Source organism: Hyphomicrobium sp., from assembly GCF_047600905.1.
Taxonomy (GTDB): Bacteria; Pseudomonadota; Alphaproteobacteria; order Rhizobiales; family Hyphomicrobiaceae; genus Hyphomicrobium_B.
Window position 1 is genome coordinate 1,669,945 of sequence record NZ_JASGKD010000001.1, and the last position, 24,673, is coordinate 1,694,617.

The following is a 24,673-nucleotide window of genomic DNA, read 5'->3' on the forward strand; positions in this document are numbered from 1 at the left end:
AGCCCTCGATCGTCGTCTTCGACGAGTGATGCGCCCGAGGATGACGACATTTAGGGGGCGAGCGCGGCTGCAGATCGTGCGGATGGGGCATCGTCTGCATCGCGCGTATAGCTCGCCTGTAGCGCCGAGCCATCGCGTCCATAGATGTCCTGACGGAACTGGACTTCGCCGGTCGACGGCTCGGCCCAGGCGGTGATGTAGGCGAAGTGGACCGGCACCGGACGCGTCAGCTTCAGCTCGAACGGCTGGCCGGCCGCGAGTTGCTGGCGCACGCGGCCCGGCTGCTCCCAGCCCGGCTCATAGTGCGCGATCCAATCGGCGAGATCGAAGACGTTTTGAACGCGCACGCAACCGGCACTGAACGGGCGGCTGCGCTGATCAAACAGGTTCTTCATCGGCGTATCGTGCATGTAGACGCCGTATTGGTTCGACATGTCGAGACGAAGCAAGCCGAGCGCGTTCTTGCCGCCTGGATCCTGCTTGAAACGATACGTCATCGCTTGAGGCGACGACCAATCGACGGTGGTCGGGTCGAGTTCCTGGCCATTTGCGGTGTAAACGCGAATGCCTTCATCGGCGAGGTAGCCCGGCTCTTTCCTGAGGCGCGGAATAAGATCGAGCGTTGCGACGCTCTCAGGCACGCGCCAATAGGGATAGAAGTTCAGCGCCTTGATGGTGGCACCGACTTCCGGCGTCTGCCGTTCGGGGCGGCCGACAATGACGCGATAGCGCAGCTGCACTTCGTACTTGTCGACGGCTTCGAGTTGAAACGCTGGAACGTTGACGAGGACATAGCGATCCTCGACGTTCTGCGTCAGTCCCTTCAGCCGGTCGTAGTTGAGCTTGAGCTGCGCGAGCCGCTGATCGGCCGTGACATTCAAAACCGGATAAACTGATTGCTCGATGCGGCCGGTTTCGCGCAGACCGTTGCGCTTTTGGAAGTGCTTCACGGCTTCGGTCAGCTCGGAATCGAACGTGGTCGAATCGTAATAGGACGACTTCGCCGAAAGGTCGCCGCCGATCCTCAAGCGCTTGCGAAGCATCGGCACGCGGTCGTCGTCGTCGCCTTCGCGCAGCATGCGGCCGGGGGGCACGAGCGGCCAGCCACCGGCATCGACGATCTTCTGATAGCGTTCGATCGCAGCGGAGACAGCATTCAACATCACGTCGCTGCGCCATGGCGTTGCGTCGGGGCGAAGATCGTCGAGCTGGTCGGGCTTGCGTTCGATCGGCGCGTCGTTGGTCGCACCGCCGCCGTAGCTCTTCTGAAGCTGGTCCCAGAGCGTCTGCGCGTTCCCCTGCGTCACGAATTGCGGAAGGAACTGGACGAAGGCCAATAACGCCGCCGTCATCGCCGCTTTGAAAATTCGAGTTCCAAACCGCGTCGTCGAAGTCAGATCGTTCATCCCGCTCGTCCGGCTTTTCCCAGAATGATGCGCACCATAATAAAATACGCGCGGTCGGGGCCCCAAATATTGCCGCAGCCCGGTGTTGCCCTGCCCACGTGCCTTTTCAGTCACGAACTGCCACGACGCATATGGCCAAAGAGTGACGGCATTCCAACCCCGTAGTGTCTCGATCCATCCAGGAAATGGGCGCCATGTTGCGCGCGCGCCGCGTTGCCCGGATTCACGGCACAGCGCACCGGCTATCGGGAAAAATGGTCGTATCCGCTTCGTTCGATTTTGATCGGACGGCCGCGCGAATCGACGATTTCGAGACCGGGTTCTCTGCGAAGCACGCCGAGTTCGCTGACGTTCACGCCTGCAGCAGCCGCGCCGTCGCGGAAGGCGACAACGGAACTCGGCGGTACGGCAATGAGAAGCTCATAATCGTCGCCGCCACTCAAGACGGTTTTCGCTATTTCTGGGTCGGCTGCGAGCGCAGCAGCAGCCGCGTTGGACAATGGGATACGCCCAAAGTCGAGTGCGAGACCGAGGCTGCCGGCGAGACGCGTCAGGTCTTTCACCAGGCCATCGGAAACGTCGAGCGCCGCACGGGCATGAGCGCGTAGCGTCTCCGCCAAGGCCAATCTCGGCATGGGCCGCAGATAGCGACCGGCGAGAAACGCGCGCTCGTTCGCGGTCAGTCCTGAGAACGCGGCAGGGTCGCGGTGGGCCAGCAATCCGAGCGCCGCATCGCCGATCGTGCCAGTGACAAAGACGTGGTCGCCTTCGGCAGCACCCTGGCGGCGAACAAAGCGGCCGGAGGGCACGCCGCCGATCATCGTGATGCCGATCGAAAGCGGGCCGGGCGTCAGGTCAGTGTCGCCGCCAAGGAGATGGCCTCCGAAATTTTCCTGTGCCGCCTTGAGGCCCGCGGCGAAGCTCTCGATCCATTGCCGTTCGGGCGGCTCAGGGAATGCGAGCGTCAGGATGTAGGCGAGAGGCTGTGCGCCCTTGGCGCCGAGATCGGACGCGTTGACGGCGAGCGCCTTCCAAGCGATGTCGGCCGGCCGGTCGGTGGGCAGGAAATGCACGCCGGCGATGATCGGATCGCTGGTGAAGACCAGATCGGTTCCGGGCTCAGGTGTGAGCAACGCAGCATCGTCGCGCAATCCGAACGCGCCCGGCGCGCCGCGCGTCAACGGCGCGAGGAAAGTCTGGATCAAGTCGGTTTCGTTCGAGATTTCGATCGCCGGGGCCAGACATGACACCACCGCTCCGGATCGTGACGCGTCAGGACGAGGGCGTCGCGCGCTTTGAAACGAACTCGTGCCCGCGCAGCCGCCGCGCGAGCTTATCGAGCACGCCATTGACGACACGCGGCTCATCGTCATCGAAGAAGACATGGGCGACGTTGACATACTCGTTGATGGCGACGCGCGCCGGCACATCGCTGCGATCTAGAATTTCGGCGACCCCGGCGCGGAGAATGGCGCGCAGGATCGAGTCGACGCGCACCAGCCGCCAACCGGTCGCGAGCTGCTCGTCGATCATCGGATCGATTTCGCGCTGGCGGCGAAGAACGGCGCGCAGGATGTCGGCAAAGAAGACGCGATCGGCGGTCGCCAGCGTCTCATCGCGATTGTCGCCTTCGAAGCGCTGCTCGATGAACTCGGCGATGACGTCGTTCACGTCGGTTCCCGCCATGTCCATCTGATAAAGCGCCTGCACGGCCGCTATACGCGCCGCCGTGCGGGAGGTGATTTCGCCAGCTCGCGGTTTGCCTGTCGCGGTCATGCCGGCACGCCCCAGAATGCGCGTCGCGTCTCGATCAGGCGAAGGCACGCGCGGGTGGCGTCGCCGCCCTTGCCGTTGATGCCGCCTTCGGCGCGTGCAATGGCCTGGGCCCGGGTATCGACCGTCAATATCGCGTTGCCGACGGGTATGCCGCGGTTCATGGCGGCATCCATCAGCCAATGATTGGCGTTGTTGCAGACGATGTCGTAGTGGCCGGTTTCGCCGCGAATGACGCAACCTAACGCAACGGCGCCATCGAAGATCGCCCGTCCGGCCGCGCGTGCCTCAGCGGCGGCGGCAAGCACCTGCGGTATTTCGAGAGCGCCCGGCACAGAAATTCGCTCGAACGTCACGCCGCGCTTGACGCATTCGGCGATGGCGCCTTCGATCAGGAGATCGGCAATGTCTTCATAGAAGCGCGCCTCGATGAAAAGAACGTGGGCGCGAATCTGGCTGGCGCCCTTGTCGTCCTGCGGCGCTGCTGGTGCTTTCTGGACCATGGTTCGGACTACTCGATTTTCCGGGTGCCGGTGACACGCAGCCCAAACGCCTCGAGGCCGACGTAAACGTGTTGCGGCGATGTCGTCAGAAGCACCATGTCCTTAACGCCCAGATCGGCGAGGATTTGCGAGCCGATACCGATTTCGACCTGGCGGCGCTCCTTGCTGGGCTCGACGCCTTCACCGGACGTCCGGCGCGACACCCATTCCGATACCGATTTTGCACGCAGGTCGCGGATCAGCACGACGATACCGCGGCCCTCCGCTTCGATGGCGCGCAGCGCCTGATTGATCGCGGTTCCATCCTCGCAATGCTGATCGACACCGACGACGTCAGACAGGACATTGACGGCATGGACGCGGACGAGGACCGGGCCGCCTTTTGAAACGTCACCCTTGACGAGCGCCAGATGTTCGCCGGGCTCCACGGTCGTATCGTAGACAACGAGGTTGAAATCACCCGCCGAGGTCGTGACTGGTGTCTGTGCGACGCGCTTGACGATGCGATCGTTCTTCAGGCGATAGGCGATCAGATCTTCGATGGCGCCGATCTTCAGACCATGGAACTGCGCGAAGGCCGTGAGATCGGGCAACCGCGCCATGGTGCCGTCTTCGTTCATAACCTCGCAGATCACGGCTGACGGATTGAGGCCGGCAAGCTTGGCAAGATCGATCGAAGCTTCGGTATGGCCGGCGCGGATCAGCACGCCGCCTTCGCGGGCGATGAGCGGGAAGACGTGGCCTGGCGATACGATATCGTCGGCGCCTTTGGTCGGATCGATCGCGGTGGCGATGGTGCGCGCGCGGTCGAAGGCGGAGATGCCGGTCGAGATGCCTTCGCGCGCTTCGATCGAAGCCGTGAAAGCGGTGCGGTTTCGCGAGCCGTTCTGGCGAACCATGTAATCGAGTTTCAATTCGTTGGCGCGGGCAGGCGTCAGCGACAGGCAGATGAGGCCACGACCATACTTGGCCATGAAGTTGATGGCATCCGGCGTCGCCATCTGCGCCGGAATGATGAGATCGCCTTCATTCTCGCGGCTTTCGGCGTCGACGAGAATGACCATGCGGCCATTCTGCATGTCCTCGACGATTTCCTCGATCGAAGACAGTACGCTGCCGCTGGTGGCGGCCTGTAAATTCGTTGAGCCCGACATCAGGGGCGAAACTCCATCAGACGCGCGACGTAACGCGCGAAAACATCGACTTCCAGATTGACCAGATCGCCGGGGGTTTTCGCGCCCCAGGTCGTTACCGTCAAGGTATGAGGGATGAGATTGACGCCAAAACGGGTTTCGGCGACCTCATTCACCGTAAGGGAGGTGCCGTCGAGCGCGACGGAACCCTTGGGTGCTATATAGCGAGAAAGATGCTCGGGTGCTTGCAAAAGAAAGCGTTTGCTGTCGCCATCTGGGGTAATGGAAATAATCTTGGCGACGCCATCGACGTGGCCCGAGACGATATGTCCGCCAAGCTCGTCGCCGGCGCGCAGGGATCGTTCCAAATTGACGCGATGGCCAGGTTTCCAACCGCCAAGCGTGCTTTTGGCCGTCGTTTCATTCGAGACGTCGACGGTAAATTCGGCGCCGGTCGGGATTGGCACGATTGCGGTTGCGGTCAGGCAGACGCCGTCGCAGCAGATCGAAAGACCGGTATCTTCCGGCTTCAGGGCGTAGGCGGTGCGCAGCTTGAACCGCCCCGGTGACCGCTCCACCACCTCGCCGACATCGGTGATCAATCCGGTGAACATCTGATCAGCGTCCTTTCCTATCTGCGAGGCGGCGGTAGCGCCACATCGTATCGCCGCCGATCGACCGGCGTTCGACGGACTTCATCCCGAGGCCGCCCGCCCAGCGCTCGACGGCGTGATCGGCTTCGGCATCGGTCGGGCTTCCCGCCATATAGAGCACGATCTCGTCGGCAAAAGATGCTTCCGCAAAGCCGCGCCAAACGGCAGGGCCGCCCTCAACCAGAACCCGCGTGATGCCGCGCGCGACGAGTGCCTCCATGACGGACGGCAGCCACAGCGTACCGCCGACGACTTCGACATTGATGATCTCGGTCCCGCCCTCGGCGATGGCGCGTTTTTTTGCCGGGTCGCTGCCCGCCGACGTCATCAGCCACACGGGGACGCTCTGCGCGCTCTTGAACAGCTTCGCGGCGGGCGGCAGATCGAGCGATCGCGACAGCACAATACGAATGGGCGAGCGATCGATGAGGCCCGGCAGCCTGCACGTCAGTTCGGGGTCGTCGTCGCGAACGGTGGCGCTGCCGACCAGAATGGCGTCGAACTCCTTGCGCAATAGCATGCCGTGCGCGCGGGCGCGTTCTCCGGTCACCCAAACGGGCGCGGTGCCGGAGCCGCGGGCGATGTCGCCATTGGCGTCGAGCGCGAGCTTCAATGTGACGAGCGGGCGGCGTTCGGTGATGCGGACGATGTGTCCGCGCGTGATCCAGCGTGCTTCCGCCGCGCCGACGCCGCGCACGACGTCGATTCCGGCGTTACGCAGGCGATCGAGGCCGCGGCCCGCGACGCGCGGATCGGGATCTTCGATGGCAACGACGGCGCGCTTCAATCCTGCCGCCACGATGGCGTCGGCGCAGGGCGGCGTGCGGCCGTAATGCGAGCATGGCTCGAGCGTGACATAGATCGTCGCGCCGCGAGCTTTCTCACCGGCAATCGCGATGGCCTGGGTTTCGGCGTGCGGGCGGCCGCCGTGCGCAGTCGTGCCACGGGCAATGACCTCACCCGTCGCCTCATTGGCGATCACCGCGCCGACCGATGGATTGGGCGCGGTCGCGCCGAGGCCGCGCTCGGCCATGCGCAGGGCAATCGCCATCATCTCGGCGTCGAACGCATGACTCTTGCTAAGCGGCATCAGGACTAGTGTTTTTTCTCGCTCGCGAGTTCGCTCAGGGCGGAGGAACCGAACCGTTCGCTGAGATCGAGCGGATCGCGGGTGTCGCTCGCAAGCTCGCGCAGGACGGCATGAAAATCCGCCGCGTCGCGGAAATCGCGATAGACGGAGGCGAAGCGTACATAGGCGACCGGGTCGAGCTCGCGCAAGGCCGCCATGACGAGTTCACCAATTTCAGCCGATGTTATTTCGGTCTCGCCGGAACTTTCGAGCTGACGGACGAGGCCGGAAACCAAACGGTCGATGCGCTCGGGCTCGATCGGGCGCTTGCGCATCGCCACAGAGATCGACTTTGAAAGCTTGTCGCGGTCGAACAGGACCTTGCGGCCGGAGCGTTTAACGACGGTCAGTTCGCGAAGCTGCACGCGCTCGAAGGTGGTGAAGCGGCCACCGCAATCGGAGCAGATGCGACGCCGGCGGATGGCGGAATTCTCGTCCGACGGGCGGCTATCCTTAACCTGGCTATCCTCGCTTCCGCAGAATGGACAGCGCATCTTCAATTCCTCCCCATGAGCCCACATCCGGGCAGCGCGCAGCGCCTTGTCTCCCTCGGGACAGACTTCCTTTTAACCACAAGCCAGATTCCGTCCGTATCACGCATCAGCCGAGACCGGGGGCGGTCAGGTTTTCAACAATGTGAGACCGGATATGAAAGCTTTTCTGACGTTCGCCATTGCCGCGATCTTAACTTGCTTCGTGGCTTATAGCATCTTCGCGGCCGCGCCCGACGCTCAAGGCGTCGATCAGAGCCCGTCGGCATGGGCTGAGATCACGGGAGTGGCCGAGTAGCCGACAGCAAAAGAGCGCCGGGCAGGACCGGCGCTCTCGATTGAGCAAACTCAAAGTTCGGTTCAGGCGTAGATCGGGAAGCGTGCCGTCAGCGCGTTGGCCTTCGCCTTGACGGCGGCTTCGACGGCCGCATTGCCCTCCTCGCCGTTCTTGGCGAGACCATCGAGCACTTCCGTGATCAGACGGCCGATTTCCTGGAACTCGGCGACGCCGAAACCGCGGGTCGTGCCGGCGGGCGAGCCCAAGCGGATGCCCGACGTCACCATGGGCTTCTCGGGATCGAACGGGATGCCGTTCTTGTTGCAGGTGATGTATGCGCGGCCGAGCGATTTCTCTGCCTTGTTACCGGTGATCTTCTTCGGCCGGAGATCGACCAGGATCAGGTGCGTGTCGGTGCCGCCCGAGACGAGTGCGAAGCCGTTCTGCACCAGGACTTCGCCGAGCGCCTTGGCGTTGTCCATGACGTTCTTGATGTAGACCTTGTAGTCGGGACGCAGCGCCTCACCGAAGGCGACGGCCTTGGCGGCAATGACGTGCATCAGCGGGCCGCCCTGGATGCCCGGGAAGATCGCCGAGTTGACCTTCTTGGCGATGTCTTCGTCGTTGGTCAGGATCATGCCGCCGCGCGGACCGCGGAGGGTCTTGTGGGTCGTCGTCGTGACGACGTGGGCGTGCGGGAACGGGCTCGGGACGAGACCGGCTGCAACGAGGCCCGCAAAGTGTGCCATGTCGACGAGGAAGGTGGCGCCGACTTCATCGGCAATCGCACGGAAGGCAGCGAAATCGATCTTGCGCGGATAGGCCGAGCCGCCGGCAATGATGATGCGAGGCTTGTGCTCGTGGGCGAGTTTCTTCAGCTCATCGTAATCGATCAGGTGCGAGTCGGGCTTCACCATGTAATGGACGGCGTTGAACCACTTGCCCGACTGATTGACGGGCGCGCCGTGGGTCAAGTGACCGCCGGCGGCCAGCGAAAGGCCGAGGATGGTGTCGCCGGGCTTGGCGAGGGCATTGAACACACCCTGGTTCGCCTGCGAGCCCGAGTTCGGCTGGACGTTGGCGAAACCGCAATTGAAAAGCTTCTTGGCACGATCGATCGCCAGCTCTTCGGCGATGTCGACGTACTGGCAGCCGCCGTAGTAGCGCTTGCCGGGATAGCCTTCGGCGTACTTGTTGGTCAGCACCGAGCCGGCGGCATCGAGCACGGCCTGGGAGACGATGTTCTCGGACGCGATGAGCTCGATTTCGTGCTGCTGGCGTCCGAACTCCTTTTGGATGGCGGCGAAGACTTCCGGATCCGTCTCCGAAAGGTGCGCCTTGAAGAAGCGCGACGTCTGCGAATTTGCTGCGGCCGGTGCAGTCGACATGGGCTTTCCTCTGATTTTGGAAATGTTTTTGTAGCGCTGGCGGGCACACTAAAGTCAAGCCCGGCCGGACGCGGGTTCAACCATAGTACGGGCTCGGACGCCAGGGCTCAACACCCCACAAGGGCGCGTAATATGGGCGCGGATGGGATTTTTGGCTCAAAGGGGTAGTCGGAGCCTGCTCGCCGATCCCGCCCTACTCCGCGGCTTCGGCGAGGCTTTCCATCAGTGCGAGCGGGCACTGCGACCACAGCTCGGACAGGGCACCGACCAGATGTTCCACATCAGCGTCGGTATGCTGAGGCGACGGCGTCAGACGCAGCCGCTCGGTGCCGCGCGGAACCGTCGGATAATTGATCGGTTGCACATAGATACCGTAGCGCTCGAGCAGAACGTCGGTCAGCGCTTTGCAGCGCACCGGATCGGCGACGAGGACGGGAACGATGTGGCTCGGGCCCGGGATGACCGGGAAATCGGCGGCCGCCAGCTTGCGCTTCAGAGTGCGGGCGCGCTCCTGGTGCTTCTCGCGCTCGACGTTGCTGGTTTTCAGATGGCGGATCGATGCGACTGCGCCTGCGGCGATGGCAGGGGCGAGCGAGGTCGTGAAGATGAAGCCCGGAGCGTACGACCGGATGGCATCGCAGAGCGTCTTGGAAGCGGCGATGTAACCGCCCATAACGCCGAAGCCCTTGGCGAGCGTGCCGTTGATGATATCGACGCGATCCATGACGCCATCGCGCTCGGCGACACCGCCGCCGCGCGGTCCATAAAGGCCGACGGCGTGGACTTCATCGAGATAGGTCAGCGCGTTGTATTTCTTGGCGAGGTCGCAAACGGCGCCGATCGGGGCGACGTGTCCGTCCATCGAGTACACGCTTTCGAAGGCGATGATCTTGGGCGTATCGCGCGGCACGGTTTTGAGCTTGGCCTCGAGGTCGGCGAGGTCATTGTGGAGGAAGATCTGCTTCGGGCCGCGGCCGTTGCGGATACCGGCGATCATCGAAGCGTGGTTCTTCTCGTCGGAGAAAATCACGCAGCCGGGGAAAAGGGTGGCGAGCGTCGAGAGCGCGGCTTCGTTGGCGACGAAGGCGGACGTGAATACGAGTGCCGCTTCCTTGCCGTGAAGATCGGCGAGTTCGTGCTCAAGCTCGACGTGGTAGTGCGTGGTGCCGGCGATGTTGCGCGTGCCGCCAGAACCGGCGCCGACGAGATCGATGGCTTCATGCATGGCCGCGAGCACCTTGGGGTGCTGGCCCATGCCGAGATAGTCGTTGGAGCACCAGACCGTGATAGGCATTGAAGCTTCACCCCGGATGACGTCGGCTTTCGGAAAAGAGCCACGGTGGCGCTTAACGTCGGCGAAAACCCGGTAGCGACCCTCTTTCTTGACGGTATCGAGGGCGTCGGTGAGCTTCTGCTCGTAATTCATTTTCTGGTTTCCGCTCCCAAAAACACGACGTTTATTTTTCGGCCTTTATGAACCCCGTGGGCACAAAGGACCAGTGCCGTTTCGTCGCGCAGATGAATGAAAATTCGGACAGGTTCAAGGCCATTCTTCGACGTGACGCCAAGCGTGAAGAGGATTGCAGTTATGCCGATACCCCTCAATCGGCTTTGAGGCGCGTCAAACCATACCAAGGTATGTGGAAAATCTCAAAAATTAATAGGATGCGGCGATCTCGCCGACGCCGTCCTTTTGATAAATGTCGCGCCGAAACTGCACGACGCCATCCTCTGTCGCCCAGGCGCTGATGTAGACGAACAGCAATTGGACGGGTTTTTTCAACTTAACGTCGAGCGGGCGGCCCGATTCCTTCATTTGTGCGACGCGATCGGCGTCCCAAGGAGCTTGTCCGGCAAGCAACCAGGTCGCCAGATTCTCGATATTGTGCACGCGAATGCAACCTGAACTCTCCGACCGGAAGTTGCGGCCGAAAATCCGGTCCGACGGAGTGTCGTGCATGTAGACCGAGTGGGCGCTGTCAAAATTGATCTTGAGGAAGCCCAGCGGGTTTTCTTTCCCCGGCTTCTGGCTGTAGCGATAGGTGCCGGGGTTGACTTTGTTCCAGTCGATCTTGGTCGGATCGACTTTACGGCCGCTGCCGTCGTAGGCATCGATGCCGAATTTGACGAGGACATTCTGGCCCTTTTGCTGCATCTGCTGGCCGCGCGGAATGAGGTCCTCGGAAATGACCGTCGGCGGCAGCCGCCACGTCGGATTGAAGCTCAAGTCCGTTATCGGTGTGTGCAGCAGCGGTGTTGGGCGATCGGCCTTGCCGACGACGCCGGCATAGCGAGCGACGATGCGGCCGTTTTCGACGGCTTCGATCTGGGCAGCGGGAATGTTGACGACGACATACTTTTTCGACGTCGTCGGGATGACCTCCTGCAGGCGGACGAGATTGGCTTTCAGCTGTTTCAGCCGTACGTCGGCAGGCACGTTGAGCGCGGCGATGGTGCGCTTGTCGGCGATGCCGGTCGGCGTCAATCCGTTCGACGCCTGGAAGCGCTTCAGCGCGCGATCGACATCGTTGTCGAAATAGTTCGACGAGGTGTTGCCGCCTAGGAGATCGCCGGATGCCAACAAGCGGGCGCGGAGCAGAGACACCGCCGGATCGGTCGTGCCGTACTGCATCAGGCTATCGCGCGGCGCCTTGTTCGGCGGCAATGGCAGCTGGGGCCAGCCGCCGCGACTGACGATCATCAGGTACTGGCGGATCGCCATCTTGGTGGCTTCGATGTTCGCCTTGGCGAGGGTCGCGAAGCCTTTCGGCGGGTTTGCCTCCCACTCGCGGACGAAATCGGGATCGGTGGGGTTGGTCGAGTATGACGGCGTGTTGTCGCCGCTCGAGGGGCCGAAATTGATCCAGCCGAAATTCTGGGCCGCAGCGCCGCCCTGCCCGGTCCAGTCTGCGGCCGAGAAAGCAACGATCGCGAGAGCCACGCCGGCCGACGCCATTGCGCGTGCGATCCGGCCTCTCATCCAGCTGTTTCGTCGCCCCGTGCCCACGCCGTTCCCCCGAGTCGCCCACCTTTGCTTGCGGCTTTCAGTAGCAGCTTAACCGAATTGCCGAAAACGAAAAAGGACCGCCCGGCTTTCGCTGGACGGCCCTTTTTTTATGCTGCGGGACAACAGCATAGCAAACCGGCAGGCGTCAGGGCGCCGGATTACAGGCGGTAGCGGATCTGATCCGACCAGAAGCGCTCGAGACGAACGAGGGCCTTGTTCAGGCTCTTGACGTCGTCGGTCGAAACCTCGCCGACGGTCTGAACGGAACCGAGCTGGCGAAGATAGAGCTTGCTGACGACTTCGCGGGCTTCGAGGCCCTTGTCGGTGAGGCTGACACGCACCGAACGGCGATCGGTGTCCGAGCGCTTGTAGTGAATGTAGCCCATATCGACGAGCTTCTTCAGGTTGTAGGAGACGTTGGAGCCGAGGTAATAGCCGCGCGTCTTCAACTCACCTGCAGTGAGTTCGCTCTCGCCGATGTTATAGAGCAGCAAAGCCTGAACGCTATTGAGCTCAGCGCCACCGCGACGATCGAATTCGTCCTTGATGACGTCGAGCAGAAGACGGTGGAGGCGTTCGATCAGGCGAAGGGCCTGAAGATATTCGCCGCTGAAGCCTTCTTCCTGGACGGGCGCCCGATGTCGCGCCATGTCATACGCTAAACTCATACCCTGCCTCACATGATTTTTGACGCCACCCGGTTTGCCCCGGGTTTTGACAAATGAATAACGCGGAGGACTGAATTTCGCCTAAATAGATATAGTAAAAGAATAGTACCGCCCTCTATTTTGAATGATTTTTTAACGAAGGCGCAAAACGAAATCTATTTGTGGTGATTAAAGTCTTAAGCGAGTGACGGTAATTTAAGCGAATTCTATTCGCTCAAACGCGCGACGCTTGCATTTCAGCCCGGCTCTGCAATTCGAGATCGCCATCGGGCAGCGGCGCGAAATATTCGTCGATCAACGCCGCACCGATATCTTCATAGCGCTCAGGTTGCCAGCGCGGCTTACCGTCCTTGTCGCGCAGAAGCGCGCGGACACCTTCGTGAAAATCGTGGTTTTGGAGGCAGCGCACGGCAAGGCGATAATCCTCGATCAACGTCTGGCGGATATCGAAGCGAAGCGCGGCCTGGATGTGCCGAAAGGTAATTGCGAGCGAAACGGGCGAGCAGGCTCGCAAACCTGCAAGCGTTCTTTTCGCCCATTCTGAGCCTTTTGATTCCGATATCGCGAGAGCGCGGAAAATCCCGTCGAGCGAAGGCTCGGAAAAATGATCGAGGATTTGCGAATGTTCCTTCTGCAAATCTCCGGGTGCCTGCAATTCATTCAATCCGTCGAGAATGGGATCGACGGGCTGCGCATCCGACAGCTTTGCAAAAATATCTTCGTAATGATGCGATGAAATACAGTGCGTGACGAGTTGCAGCCACTGGGCGTCGGCGCGGCCGATCGAGCGACCCGTCAGACCGAGATACATTCCGATCGGCCACGGCATTTTGGCGAGAACGCGGGAGATTCCGACATCGGGGAAAAGCCCGAGCTTGGTCTCGGGCATCGCCCATTTGTAATTCTCGCCGGCAATGCGGTGGGTATTGAAGGCGCTGAGGCCCGCGCCGGAGCCCATGCAAATGCCGTTGATGAACGAGACCGTCGGCTTTGAAAAACACTCAAGCAGCCAGTCGAGCGAATATTCGTTGCGCAGATAGCTTTTCGCGGTGTCGAGATCGCTTTTGGCGGCGTCCGCAAGTGCCACGACGTCACCACCGGCACAGAACGCCTTCGGGCTGGTCGAGACAATCGCCACGATATAGACGTCCGGGTTTCTCGCGACGCGAGGGATGGTATCGGCCAACACGCGACACATGTCGTTGTCGAAGGCGTTAAGCGACTGCGGACGATTGAGCGTGAATGTTTGCAGCGCACGCGTCTGGGCGGCAATGATCTTCGGGGCGTCGTTCCCAGCGGCGATGTCGGTGTTGTTTTCGTTCACTGCAAATCCGATTGCAACTTTGATGCGATTCTGTCGTTACGCTGCTTAGAGCCTAACGCCGCGCTATTCCAGCGCTTGTTCCAAAGTTTGTATCAGTGCAGCAACACCAGCGACTTGGCCTGCCCGTCGAACTCTGCAATGATCGCCGCGGGGGCTTCCGAGAGCACGATGCGCGGTTATCGTTTTTCGTTCGCATTTGCATGTTCTCTTGGGTGGAACAAAACAACTGTGAATGCACAATGATTGCGCCGCGATCCGAACGAACCGGAGGCCGACGGTCCTATATGGGCGTCAGTGCGCTTGCCGCCCTCGCGGCTGCAATCGTCTCGTGCCTTTGCCCGACGTTCGCCGACGCCAAACAGAAGAAGTCGCTCAGTCCCGCGACGCAGACCCCGACGGCGAAAGCAGCGGATTCCGCCACGCCTCCGAATGCCGAGACGCCTGCTGGCACGCCTACTCCTTCTCCGACGGCACCGCCGAAAAGCGATGCGCAGGCCGCACAGAAGCCGGCTCAAACCTGGAGCGATGCCGAGATTGCGGTCGAGCGCGCGCACTGCGCCGTCGTTCTGCAGCGCATCCATGCTGTTGCCGTCCCCCACGCGCCGATCCGCGAAGGCGCTTGCGGTGCACCGGCGCCGATCGAACTGATGAGCATCGGCAAAGACCCGGAAGTCGCTCTGTCGCCGCCTGCGATCGTGCGCTGCGATCTTGCCGAACAACTCGTCAATTGGTTCGAGAAGGACGTGCAGCCCTTAGCGCTCAAGCATCTCAAATCACAAATCGTCCGGATCGAGACGATGAGTTCTTATTCGTGCCGGAACGCCTACGGGCGCAAGACGACGAAGCTCAGCGAGCACGGGCTGGCGAACGCTGTCGATATCGGCGGCTTCATCACGGCATCGGCGAAAACCGCGGAAGTGCTCGACGACTGGGGTAAGCCCGAGCGCGAAATCGTCGCCGAGGCGGAGGCGCGCCAGAAAGCTGCCGAGGAAGCCGCGGCCAAGACGGCGCAGGCGGGCGTTGCAGGAAATCCGGCGCAGGGCGTGGTGCCTCCGATCGTTCCGTCGACGACGGGGGCAGCTGCCGCCGGTATCGTGCGTCTCACCATCGTCGAGGTCGCGCCGAACACGAGCGACGTACCGAAAGCGCCAGCGATTGCCGACGCCAATCGTCTCGGAGGTCCGCCGCCGAAACCCGTCAAGGACCGGCAGCGCGTGCGGCCGGTGGCCTTCGTCGGCAGCCCCTCGATCGACAACCCAGACCCGGAAATGAAAGCCTTCCTGCATGAAGCGCATGAGGCGGCCTGCAAGATTTTCGGGACGACGCTCGGGCCGGAAGCGAACGCCGCGCACCGGAACCACTTCCATGTCGATATGGCGCCGCGAAAGTTCACCAAGATCTGCGATTAGCCCGCATATCGGGCTTCGGCATCCCAGCCCTGCACTGCGTCGCTTGCGCGGCGGCGCGGACCGTGTCCATTGTCGGCCCGGTCCGGGGCTCCGTCCCCTCCCCGACAGCAGCAGGACTTATTTCGATGTCTTCTCGCACGCGCCCCGTGTCCGCACCCGAAACCGCAGCACCGGCGGACTCTCTCTCCGGCGGCTTTCCCGCGATCCGCATGCGTCGGAATCGCAAAAGCCCGTGGTCGCGCAGGCTTGTCGCCGAGCATCGGCTGTCGCCGAGCGATCTCATTTGGCCGATGTTCGTCGTCGACGGCGAAGCGCAGCGCGTACCGGTCGCGTCAATGCCGGGGGTCGAGCGCCTGAGCGTCGATTTGATCGTCGAAGCGGCGAAGGACGCCGAGCGGCTCGGCATTCCGGCGGTGGCGCTCTTCCCGTTTACCGACCCGAAAAAGCGCAGCGAGGATGCGAAGGAAGCTTTCAACGCCGACAACCTCGTTTGCCGGGCGACGCGGGCGATCAAGGCGGCGAAGCTCGATGTCGGTGTCATCCTGGACGTGGCGCTCGATCCTTATACGAGCCACGGCCACGACGGATTGATCATCGGCGGCGAGATCGCCAACGACGAGACGACGGCCGCGCTCGTCAAGCAATCGCTGGTGCAGGCGGAAGCCGGCGCCGACATTCTGGCGCCGTCGGACATGATGGACGGGCGCATCGGCATCATCCGCACCGCGCTCGAGGCGGCGGCCTTCAAGAACGTGCAGATCATGGCGTATGCGGCCAAGTACGCGAGCGCGTTCTACGGGCCGTTTCGCGACGCAGTCGGCTCGACGGGCCTGCTCAAGGACGACAAGCGCACATATCAAATGGACCCGGCCAACACGGACGAAGCGCTGCGCGAGGTGGCGCTCGATCTCGACGAAGGCGCGGACATGGTGATGGTGAAGCCCGGAATGCCCTATCTCGACATCGTGCAGCGGGTTTCGAGCGAGTTCGGCGTGCCGACGTTCGCGTATCAGGTGTCGGGCGAATACGCGATGCTGGCAGGCGCATTCGAGCGCGGCTGGCTCGACGCCGATAAGACGATGGTCGAGAGCCTGCTCGCGTTCAAGCGCGCGGGGGCATCGGGCGTGCTGACGTATTTTGCGCCCAAGGTTGCGAAGCTGTTGGCGGAGTAGCACACCTTCCCCGCTGTCATTCCAAGGCTCTTCCTCGGAATGTCGTCAGCAATCAACCGCGTTTGCCGTCATGCCGGCGAAGGCCGGGATCCAGCCAGCCTTCGACACAAAGTCCGTGGAACATTGCCTGGGTGCCGACCTTCGTCGGCATGACGATGCAGCAAGAGACAGCTTATTCTCAACGTCCCTCGTCGGCGTGACGTCATAATCAGGAAACCTAACGCCTCACGCGGCGGCGGAAGTCCTGGTCGGGCGGGATCTGATCGGCGGGAACGGCGGCGCCGGCGGGAGCGCTACCGGCGTCGGCAGCAGCGGGATTGTCGGACGGCGCGACAGTGCTGGCGTTGGGATTATCTTCGGCAATCGTCCGGCTCGGCTTCTTGCATTCGTTCAGCCAGACATCGTACGTCGGGTGCTCGAGGCCATAGATGCCGGGGCTTTCAGCAAACATCCAACCGGTAAAAATGCGCTTCTCCGAGCCGTCGAGCTGCGTCTCGTCGATTTCGACGAACGTGGTCGTCTTCGGCTCGTCGGTCGGCGGGCGCGAATAGCAGGCGCGCGGCGTGATTTTGAGGGCGCCGAAAGTCTGCGTCTGATTGAGAGGAATTTCGATCTTGGAGATATGCGCCGTCACCTTGTCGAGGGCCGAGAACACGGCGACCTGATTTTCGATGCGGTCGGCGTCGGCGGGCGATGTGGTCATGGCGGCGACCGCGCCCGAGGTGAGCATGACGGCAACGGCCACGCCCGCGCGGCGCCAAATGTGCGCAGGGCGCGCGAAATCGTTCGGTAACGTCGGTTTCAACTGCAAATCCATTCCCCAGAGGCGCGCGACGGCGCCTCGACGGATTGCCCGGCAAAGCGGGCGATATTTCGTTCTGGCCTGGCGATTCAGATTAATTCGGCTTCCACGCCTTGTAGTCGCTGGATGAAGCCGCACGCTCGCCCTTGCCGAGAATCGAGCCCTTCGGACGATAGGCCTTGGCGGTGCCGGTCATATTCATCTGGTGCGGCTTCTGCCACGGGCGCGGGTGATACTTTTCCTCGGTCGGCGGCGTGTCGACGGTGTAATGCATCCAGCCGTGCCATTCGGGCGGGATCTGGCTGGCTTCCGACAGCTTCGGATAGGTGACCCAGCGCGCCGGAACGCCGAGCGGCCCGACGCCGCTTTTCTGGACGTAGTAGCGATTCCCGAACTGGTCCTCGCCGACGAACTTGCCCTTTCGCCAGGTGAAAAACCGTGTTCCCCAGGTATTACCGCCCCACCAGCTGAAGATCTCGCTGAACAAGCTCATGTCCGGGCTTCCTTTTTCCCGCCGCCACCGATGACGAATTAGCGGTTCTTCGGCACGGATGTCCAGACGTCCGTGCGCCGATGCAGAGCGGCAACAATGCTGGTACGGAATCGCACTAATGTTGGGCCACGCTCGGTCCAAAACCGGTGAAATTAAGCTCTGTCCACACGACAGGCGGCCCGGACGGCGAGCAAAATCCTAAAGAAAGCACGGCAATCGCGGCATCCGGCCGGAAGTTGTTCACACCACTAGATCTAGTGTTTGTTGCCTCTGCCACCCCAACATCTATTTAAAATCCCTTGTCGGTGTCGCGACGAATCTCATAGCCTTCAGGTGTTGCGACATTCGTAAGACGGCCGCTTCGAGACCGGTTGAAGAACATCGCAGCGGTTCAGTTCAGTTGCGTTCCGTGTAGCGCGCAGTCGTCGTCGCAATCACACACTCGAGGTCGGCATGAAGCCGGCGAAGCAGCCCTTTTCGGCCGCTTTGCGGGCTCGGGGAAACTGCGGCCTGAGTGGTTGAAGATCGACTTGTCTGAAGTGCGATACGTACCGCGTTTTTCGATCCGCTGAAGTGCCGGGTGCAGGACCGGTGCAAGGCGTCAACATCTCATACGGCCTCGGCGCACTCGTCGCTGGCCGCGCAATTCGGGGGCACTTTCACATGAAGATTACACGGCGTTTCACGAAAGCCGGCCTTTCTCCCTATGCCTCGATCCCGTTCCGGCGTGCGACGTCAGAAATCAAGAACCCCGATGGATCGGTCGTTTTCCGTCTCGAAGGCTTCGACGTTCCCGAGCAGTTCAGTCAGGTCGCGGCCGACATCCTGGCGCAGAAATATTTCCGCAAGGCGGGCGTCGCGCGGCGCCTGAAGCGGTGTGAAGAAACACAGGTCCCCTCCTGGCTGTGGCGCTCCGCCCCGGACGACGCGGCACTTGCCGAACTGCCGGAAAAAGAGCGTTTCGGCGGTGAGACCGACGCGCGTCAGGTCTTCGATCGTCTCGCCGGCACCTGGACCTACTGGGGCTGGAAGGGTGGCTATTTCTCGTCGGAAGAGGACGCGCAGGCGTTCTTCGACGAGCTGCGCTACATGCTGGCGATGCAGATGGCGGCGCCGAACTCGCCACAGTGGTTCAACACCGGCCTGCACTGGGCCTATGGCATCGACGGCCCGGGCCAGGGTCATATGTATGTCGATTTCCAGACGGGCGAATTGGTGCACTCGTCGTCGGCCTACGAGCATCCGCAGCCGCATGCCTGCTTCATCCAGTCGGTTGCCGACGACCTCGTCAACGAGGGCGGCATCATGGACCTGTGGGTGCGTGAAGCGCGTCTCTTCAAATACGGTTCGGGCACCGGCTCGAACTTCTCATCGCTGCGCGGCGCCAATGAAAAGCTGTCGGGCGGCGGCCGTTCGTCGGGCCTGATGAGCTTTCTCAAGATCGGCGACCGGGCGGCGGGCGCGATCAAGTCCGGCGGCACGACTCGGCGCGCGGCGAAAATGGTCGTCGTCGATGTCGATCACCCCGATATCGAGGAATACATCGGCTGGAAGGTGAAGGAAGAGCAGAAGGTCGCGGCGCTCGTGACCGGCTCGAAGATCTGCCAGAAGCGCCTCAAGGCGGTGATGAAAGCCTGCGTCAACTGCGAAGCGGAAGGCGACGCCTGCTACGAGCCGACGAAGAACCCGAAGCTCAAGATCGCGATCCGCGAAGCCAAGCGCGACGGCGTTCCGCAGAACTACATCCTGCGCGTCATCCAGTTCGCAAAGCAAGGCTACAAGGACATCGAGTTCGACACCTACGATACCGACTGGGACAGCGAAGCCTATCTGACGGTCGCGGGTCAGAACTCGAACAACTCGGTGCGCGTGACGGATGATTTCCTCAACGCCGTCGTCGAGGGCAAGGATTGGAGCCTGCGCTCGCGCCTCGGCAACAAGGTGACGAAGACGATCAAGGCGAAGGATCTGTGGGAGCAGATCGGGTTTGCGGCGTGGGCGTCGGCTGATCCCGGCATCCAGTTCCACACCACGATCAACGACTGGCATACGTGCCCGCAATCGGGGCCGATCCGCGCCTCGAACCCCTGCTCGGAATACATGTTCCTCGACGACACGGCGTGTAACCTGGCGTCGCTCAACCTTTTGCGCTTCCGGCGCGAGGACAAATCGTTCGACATCGAGTCTTATGAGCACGGCTGCCGGCTGTGGACGATCGTGCTCGAAATTTCGGTGCTGATGGCGCAGTTCCCATCGCGGCAGATCGCGGAGTTGTCCTATCGCTACCGCACGCTCGGCCTTGGCTTCGCGAACATCGGTGGCTTGCTGATGTCGGCGGGCATTCCTTATGACTCCGAGGAAGGCCGCGCGATCTGCGGCGCGATTTCGGCGATCATGACCGGCGTCTCCTACGCGACGAGCGCGGAGATGGCGGAAGAGCTTGGCCCCTTCCCCGGCTATGCGCCGAACGCCCAGGACATGCTGCGGGTGATGCGCAATCACCGCCGCGCGGCACATGGCGAAGCGGAATTCTACGAGAAGCTGTCCGTTGCTCCCGTGCCGCTCGATCATGATGCGCTGACCGATCCGCGCCTTGGCGAAGCTGCGAGACGGGCGTGGGACCGCGCACTCGAACTCGGCCAGGAACACGGCTATCGCAACGCGCAGGCGACCGTCGTTGCGCCGACCGGCACGATCGGCCTCGTGATGGACTGCGATACGACCGGCATCGAGCCCGACTTCGCGCTCGTCAAGTTCAAGAAGCTCGCGGGCGGCGGCTACTTCAAGATCATCAACCAGTCGGTACCGGAAGCGCTGCGCGCGATCGGCTATCGCGAAAGCCAGATCGCCGAGATCGAGGCCTATGCGGTCGGCCACGGTTCGCTCGCACAGGCGCCCGCCATCAATACGGCGACGCTGAAAGCCAAGGGCTTCACCGACGACGCGCTGGCAAAGATCGAGAAGGGCCTCGCGACCGCGTTCGACATCAAGTTCGTGTTCAACCGCTGGACGCTTGGCGACGACTTCATGACGGGCAAGCTCGGCGTTCCCGCCGACAAGCTCAACGATCCGTCGTTCGATCTTTTCGCGCACCTCGGGTTCTCGAAGAAGGACGTCGACGCCGCGAACGAGCACGTCTGCGGAGCGATGACGCTCGAAGGCTCGCCGCACCTGAAGGCCGAGCACCTGCCGGTGTTCGACTGCGCCAATCCGTGCGGCAAGAAGGGCAAGAGGTATCTGTCGGTCGAGAGCCACATCCGCATGATGGCGGCGTCGCAGCCCTTCATTTCGGGTGCGATCTCGAAGACGATCAACATGCCGAACGACGCGACGGTGGAAGACTGCAAGCAGTCTTACATGTTGTCGTGGAAACTGGCGCTGAAAGCCAACGCGCTCTATCGCGACGGCTCGAAGCTGTCACAGCCGCTCAACAGCCAGGTCCTGGGCGAGGATGAGGACGAAGCCGCGGATGTCGCGGAAACGCTGATGAGCCAGTCGATGGCGGCGCGCACGGCGACGGTGACGGAAAAGATCGTCGAGAAGATCGTGGAGCGCGTCGTTTACGTCGAACGGGAAAAAGCCAGCGGGCGCGACAAGCTCCCGGGGCGGCGCAAGGGCTACACGCAGAAGGCGTCCGTCGGCGGCCATAAAGTGTATCTGCGCACCGGCGAATACGACGACGGCCGCGTCGGCGAGATCTTCATCGACATGCACAAGGAGGGCGCTGCCTTCCGGTCGCTGATGAACAACTTCGCGATCGCGATCTCGCTCGGCCTGCAGTACGGCGTGCCGCTGGAGGAATACGTGGAGGCCTTCACCTTCACGCGCTTCGAGCCGGCGGGCCTGGTGCAGGGCAACGAGACGATCAAGAACGCAACGTCGATCCTCGACTACATCTTCCGCGAACTCGCCGTGTCGTATCTCGGCCGGCACGATCTGGCGCACGTCGACCCGCGCGAGATCGTCGGCGAGACGGGCCTCGGTTCCAGCGACGACGAGACGGACGAGCAATTGGCGTTCGATCTGCCGGAAAGCGTGACGAAGATGGTGTCGAAGGGCCTCGTGCGCGGCGCTCCCGTCGTCCGTCTCGCCAGCCGGATGACGACGAACACGATGGCATCGCCGAAAGCTGCGTCGCTCGGCGCGGCAGCGGTGCAAAGCGAAAGCTTCGATGTGACGTCACGTTATGTCGAGCAGACGTTGACGCACGGCGCCACGGCTCTCGCCGTCGCCAGCGAAGAGATGCACGCGGCGGTGGCGTCGCCAGTTCTGACGAAGTCGGAGCTGTTCAAGCAGCGCATGTCGGAAGCCAAGTTGCGCGGCTACGAAGGCGTCGCCTGCAGCGAGTGCCAGAACTTCACGATGGTGCGGAACGGCACGTGTTTGAAGTGCGATACGTGTGGCAGCACGAGCGGGTGCAGCTGAGGAAACGGCTATGACGCAGCTTGCTTCAGCAGATTTTTGGATTGCCGCGACAGCGGCAATCTTACTCCAGTGGGCGCTTGAGCCGTTGAAGCGGCCCCTAGTAGGCGCAGCGTATACTGTTGTCGGGGCAAATGCGGTAATCCTGTTTTTGTTGGTCCTGGGTGGCGCCGCGCCTCTAACTGGCAATCCAGTATTCGACAGTCTACAAGCGCTGTCACTTGCTGGAGGTTACTGGTGCACCGCTAGTTTGCTATCCGATAGGGCTCGCGCGATTCAGGCATATCTACCTTGGACGATAGTTTTTTGGTCCTATTGCATGGCCATTCGACTGGACTTCCCATTCCCGATCCAAGGAGCATTCGGGATATTTCCGTTGGTCATTTGCGTGGTCACCTTGGTGTTTCTTCCGTTGTCATTGGTTTTGCGAAACCGGGAACAATCATTCTCGAACGCGTGAGCGGACGCGAGATGCGTTCGGGATTCAGCAGGAGACTCGTCGCAGACGACCGCATTTCTGCAGAGCGCCATCGCAAGTGGCGCCTTGTTTGTTTTTGGCTTGACTGGATCCCGGCCTTCGCCGGGATGACGGAGGGTGAGGAGGCTTCTATGTCTCCACATCGTCATGCCGACGAAGGTCGGCACCCAGACAGGCGGCAGCGTGTGATCAATCAAGGACCTGCTCGGATTTATCGAAAGGTCCGAAAGCGATCTCGCCTGTTTGCGGATTAAATAGGTTGATCCACTGCGAGTTCATTTACTCGATCAAGCGCAGCTTCCAGATACGCCGCCATTCCTTCAATTGCTTCTCGCGCGCGATAGCGAGGTCGATAGTTTCGTGCATCTCGTAGTAGACAAGTTGCGTCACGTCGTATTGCGCAGTGAATCCAGGCATGAGCTTCTGCGAATGCTGAGCCATGCGTGTGTGAAGGTCACTCGTTACGCCAATATAGAGCGTGCCGTTCTGGCGGCTCGCCAAGATATAAACGCATGGCGACTTAGCACGCGGGACCATTGCCACTCCCCCTCAGCGCAAATTGATGCGCCGCGACGGATTGCGCAAATCTTTTAAGGAGCGTTGGCTGGATCCCGGCCTACGCCGGGATGACGGAGGGGAAAGAGAACACGCGGCAGGCAAAAAATACCCGCCGAGGCGCTGTCCGGGAGATGCGAGGAAGCGGAAGCGCACTCGGCGGTGTTGCGGACGCGCGGTTCCCGATCGACCCCCCAATCGGGAACGCGGCACGGCCTCAGGTCTTCTTGGATTTCTTCACCTTCTTCACCTTGTGCGTCTGCGCGACTTTCTGTTTGCCAGCCTTATGCGCATGCACCTTCTTCTTAGGTTTCTCCTTGTCGGCCACGAGCGTCGCGGATTTCTCGGCGGAGAGGCGCGGCGCGGTCGAGGCCGCCTCAGCGGAAGCGGCGGCGCCGAGCACGAATGCGCCGAGCAAAATCAATCGTCCGATCTTCATTGTCTTTTTCCCAAGCAAAGCCACAGCCGGTCTCGGGCTGCAGAGGCGACGCTAGGCGGCGGGGCGGGAAAAGAGAAAGAAGAAGACTTCAAATGCTCCGAAGTTATTTTTCGTTGTGGCTGGCGGAGCTGATGCAGATCGCAGGAGCCGCTAATAATTGTCGAACGGACAGTTGACGCGCCGTCGGGATCTGAGAAAGCTTATTCCTCCAAGCGTTGTCATTGGAGGTGCCCTTTGCAGCCGGAAGTCCTCGCCTGGGCTTTGCTTTTTGTCGTCGCCTTCGCCCTCGTCTATCGCTTTTTCGCGTGGCTCGGCCGCTCTTTCGCGGCGCGGGCCGACGCAAGGCCGGTTGCGCATGAGGCGGAGCGCGCGACCACCACCCCTGCTGTCGTAGCGATCCCGCCGACGCCGCAAGCCGAGCCGATTGTGACAGCTGCGGCTATTGCCGCGCCGCCCCTCCCAGTCGCGACGCCTCCGCCGCAAGACATACCGCCGCCGATCGAGCTTCCGACACTTCGTACTGCGCTGGTACCGAGCATCGCAGCGACGCTGCCGCCTCGGCCAAAGCCAAGCGTTGCGGCAACTCTGCCGCCGCGACCGTTGCCAAGCGTCGAAGCGACGCTGCCTCCCGGGCTCCGGTATGCTCTCGCGCTCGCGGCCGTACCCGAAGCCGAAGCGGTCGCGGATGAGGTGGCTGTGCTTCCGCCGCTTGCAGCCATCATTGCCGCGCCGGGCCTCGCAGACGAGGCCACATCCGAGGTGGAACCGGCGCCGCCGGCTACAGAGCTGCAAGCGCCGAAGCCGTTTGTCTTGCGCGCGCGCCGCCTCGGCACCGAAACGGAAAGCCTCGACACGCGCCTTCGAGACGCGCGCGAACGCAAGATCTACAGGACGGCGAAGATCGTGTGCGTGCCGCCAGCGCCTGTTGCCTTGAAGGAATTGCGCGTGCTCGTGCCAAAAGCCGCTCCTGAGAAAACGCCGGCGCGGCGCATCGGTCAAAAGGCCGGCGACGCGATCGTGCTGCTTTCGACGAAGGCGCGGACGCGGATTATCGGCGCCGCCGAGCGCCCGTTTCGCGTGCTTATTCCGCAGGCGATCTGATCCGCTTCACTATGTCGGGCGGGCCACACGGGCCCGCGAAAGCCGCTGAC

22 protein-coding genes are annotated in these 24,673 nt (G+C 62.0%); 5 read left to right on the plus strand and 17 right to left on the minus strand.

Annotated features, from left to right (window positions below; genetic code table 11):
* Positions 1 to 50 precede the first annotated feature (50 nt).
* From QM780_RS08215 to nrdR, 8 genes are all read right to left on the minus strand, one after another.
* Complete coding sequence (locus QM780_RS08215) at positions 51 to 1,406, minus strand: L,D-transpeptidase family protein (protein WP_415069986.1); 1,356 nt, start codon at positions 1,404 to 1,406, stop codon at positions 51 to 53.
* A 242-nt stretch (positions 1,407 to 1,648) separates the two neighbouring features.
* Positions 1,649 to 2,656, minus strand: a complete 1,008-nt coding sequence (gene thiL, locus QM780_RS08220; protein ID WP_415069987.1) for a thiamine-phosphate kinase — start codon at positions 2,654 to 2,656, stop codon at positions 1,649 to 1,651.
* A 22-nt stretch (positions 2,657 to 2,678) separates the two neighbouring features.
* Positions 2,679 to 3,182 (minus strand): transcription antitermination factor NusB, encoded by a 504-nt coding sequence (gene nusB, locus QM780_RS08225; RefSeq protein ID WP_415069988.1) that lies wholly within the window; start codon positions 3,180 to 3,182, stop codon positions 2,679 to 2,681.
* Positions 3,179 to 3,682: a 6,7-dimethyl-8-ribityllumazine synthase gene (gene ribH / locus QM780_RS08230; RefSeq protein ID WP_415069989.1), complete on the minus strand. Its 504-nt coding sequence runs from the start codon at positions 3,680 to 3,682 to the stop codon at positions 3,179 to 3,181. Before ribH ends, nusB begins: the two co-directional genes overlap by 4 nt.
* Before the next feature lie 8 nt (positions 3,683 to 3,690).
* Complete coding sequence (gene ribB, locus QM780_RS08235; protein ID WP_415069990.1) at positions 3,691 to 4,836, minus strand: 3,4-dihydroxy-2-butanone-4-phosphate synthase; 1,146 nt, start codon at positions 4,834 to 4,836, stop codon at positions 3,691 to 3,693.
* Entirely contained in the window at positions 4,836 to 5,429 is a 594-nt protein-coding gene (locus QM780_RS08240; protein ID WP_415069991.1) for a riboflavin synthase, read from the minus strand. Before QM780_RS08240 ends, ribB begins: the two co-directional genes overlap by 1 nt.
* Positions 5,430 to 5,433: 4 nt before the next feature.
* Positions 5,434 to 6,558, minus strand: a complete 1,125-nt coding sequence (gene ribD / locus QM780_RS08245; protein WP_415069992.1) for a bifunctional diaminohydroxyphosphoribosylaminopyrimidine deaminase/5-amino-6-(5-phosphoribosylamino)uracil reductase RibD — start codon at positions 6,556 to 6,558, stop codon at positions 5,434 to 5,436.
* Between the two features lie 5 nt (positions 6,559 to 6,563).
* Complete coding sequence (gene nrdR / locus QM780_RS08250) at positions 6,564 to 7,091, minus strand: transcriptional regulator NrdR (protein ID WP_415069993.1); 528 nt, start codon at positions 7,089 to 7,091, stop codon at positions 6,564 to 6,566.
* A gap of 154 nt (positions 7,092 to 7,245) precedes the next feature.
* Here nrdR and QM780_RS08255 point away from each other — a divergent pair, with 154 nt between their 5' ends.
* Positions 7,246 to 7,386, plus strand: a complete 141-nt coding sequence (locus QM780_RS08255) for a hypothetical protein (protein WP_415069994.1) — start codon at positions 7,246 to 7,248, stop codon at positions 7,384 to 7,386.
* A 62-nt stretch (positions 7,387 to 7,448) separates the two neighbouring features.
* Here QM780_RS08255 and glyA read toward each other — a convergent pair whose 3' ends face one another.
* The 5 genes from glyA to QM780_RS08280 all read right to left on the minus strand — a co-directional run bounded on the left by glyA (position 7,449) and on the right by QM780_RS08280 (position 13,752).
* Positions 7,449 to 8,753, minus strand: a complete 1,305-nt coding sequence (gene glyA / locus QM780_RS08260) for a serine hydroxymethyltransferase (RefSeq protein ID WP_415069995.1) — start codon at positions 8,751 to 8,753, stop codon at positions 7,449 to 7,451.
* A gap of 193 nt (positions 8,754 to 8,946) precedes the next feature.
* On the minus strand, positions 8,947 to 10,179 hold the full coding sequence (hemA, locus tag QM780_RS08265) for a 5-aminolevulinate synthase (RefSeq protein ID WP_415069996.1): 1,233 nt from the start codon (positions 10,177 to 10,179) through the stop codon (positions 8,947 to 8,949).
* A gap of 231 nt (positions 10,180 to 10,410) precedes the next feature.
* Positions 10,411 to 11,733: a L,D-transpeptidase family protein gene (locus QM780_RS08270; protein ID WP_415069997.1), complete on the minus strand. Its 1,323-nt coding sequence runs from the start codon at positions 11,731 to 11,733 to the stop codon at positions 10,411 to 10,413.
* Positions 11,734 to 11,918: 185 nt separating this feature from the next.
* Positions 11,919 to 12,428, minus strand: a complete 510-nt coding sequence (ldtR, locus tag QM780_RS08275; RefSeq protein ID WP_415069998.1) for a transcriptional regulator LdtR — start codon at positions 12,426 to 12,428, stop codon at positions 11,919 to 11,921.
* A 214-nt stretch (positions 12,429 to 12,642) separates the two neighbouring features.
* Entirely contained in the window at positions 12,643 to 13,752 is a 1,110-nt protein-coding gene (locus QM780_RS08280; protein WP_415069999.1) for an enoyl-CoA hydratase/isomerase family protein, read from the minus strand.
* Between the two features lie 284 nt (positions 13,753 to 14,036).
* Here QM780_RS08280 and QM780_RS08285 point away from each other — a divergent pair, with 284 nt between their 5' ends.
* Positions 14,037 to 15,161: an extensin family protein gene (locus tag QM780_RS08285; protein ID WP_415070000.1), complete on the plus strand. Its 1,125-nt coding sequence runs from the start codon at positions 14,037 to 14,039 to the stop codon at positions 15,159 to 15,161.
* A 125-nt stretch (positions 15,162 to 15,286) separates the two neighbouring features.
* Entirely contained in the window at positions 15,287 to 16,333 is a 1,047-nt protein-coding gene (hemB, locus tag QM780_RS08290) for a porphobilinogen synthase (RefSeq protein WP_415070001.1), read from the plus strand.
* A gap of 217 nt (positions 16,334 to 16,550) precedes the next feature.
* Here the strand turns inward: hemB and QM780_RS08295 are convergent, their stop codons facing one another.
* Complete coding sequence (locus QM780_RS08295) at positions 16,551 to 17,138, minus strand: DUF2155 domain-containing protein (protein WP_415070002.1); 588 nt, start codon at positions 17,136 to 17,138, stop codon at positions 16,551 to 16,553.
* 91 nt (positions 17,139 to 17,229) lie between these two features.
* Positions 17,230 to 17,628 carry an NADH:ubiquinone oxidoreductase subunit NDUFA12 gene (locus QM780_RS08300; protein WP_415070003.1) on the minus strand — a complete coding sequence of 133 codons (399 nt, stop codon included), beginning with the start codon at positions 17,626 to 17,628 and terminating at the stop codon, positions 17,230 to 17,232.
* Between the two features lie 663 nt (positions 17,629 to 18,291).
* Here QM780_RS08300 and QM780_RS08305 point away from each other — a divergent pair.
* On the plus strand, positions 18,292 to 22,053 hold the full coding sequence (locus QM780_RS08305) for a vitamin B12-dependent ribonucleotide reductase (protein ID WP_415070004.1): 3,762 nt from the start codon (positions 18,292 to 18,294) through the stop codon (positions 22,051 to 22,053).
* 754 nt (positions 22,054 to 22,807) lie between these two features.
* Here the strand turns inward: QM780_RS08305 and QM780_RS08310 are convergent.
* Complete coding sequence (locus tag QM780_RS08310) at positions 22,808 to 23,065, minus strand: GIY-YIG nuclease family protein (protein WP_415070005.1); 258 nt, start codon at positions 23,063 to 23,065, stop codon at positions 22,808 to 22,810.
* Between the two features lie 235 nt (positions 23,066 to 23,300).
* Positions 23,301 to 23,522 (minus strand): hypothetical protein, encoded by a 222-nt coding sequence (locus QM780_RS08315; RefSeq protein ID WP_415070006.1) that lies wholly within the window; start codon positions 23,520 to 23,522, stop codon positions 23,301 to 23,303.
* 234 nt (positions 23,523 to 23,756) lie between these two features.
* Here QM780_RS08315 and QM780_RS08320 point away from each other — a divergent pair, with 234 nt between their 5' ends.
* Positions 23,757 to 24,623, plus strand: coding sequence for a hypothetical protein (locus QM780_RS08320; RefSeq protein ID WP_415070007.1), 867 nt, complete (start codon positions 23,757 to 23,759; stop codon positions 24,621 to 24,623).
* The last annotated feature ends 50 nt before the right edge of the window (positions 24,624 to 24,673 follow it).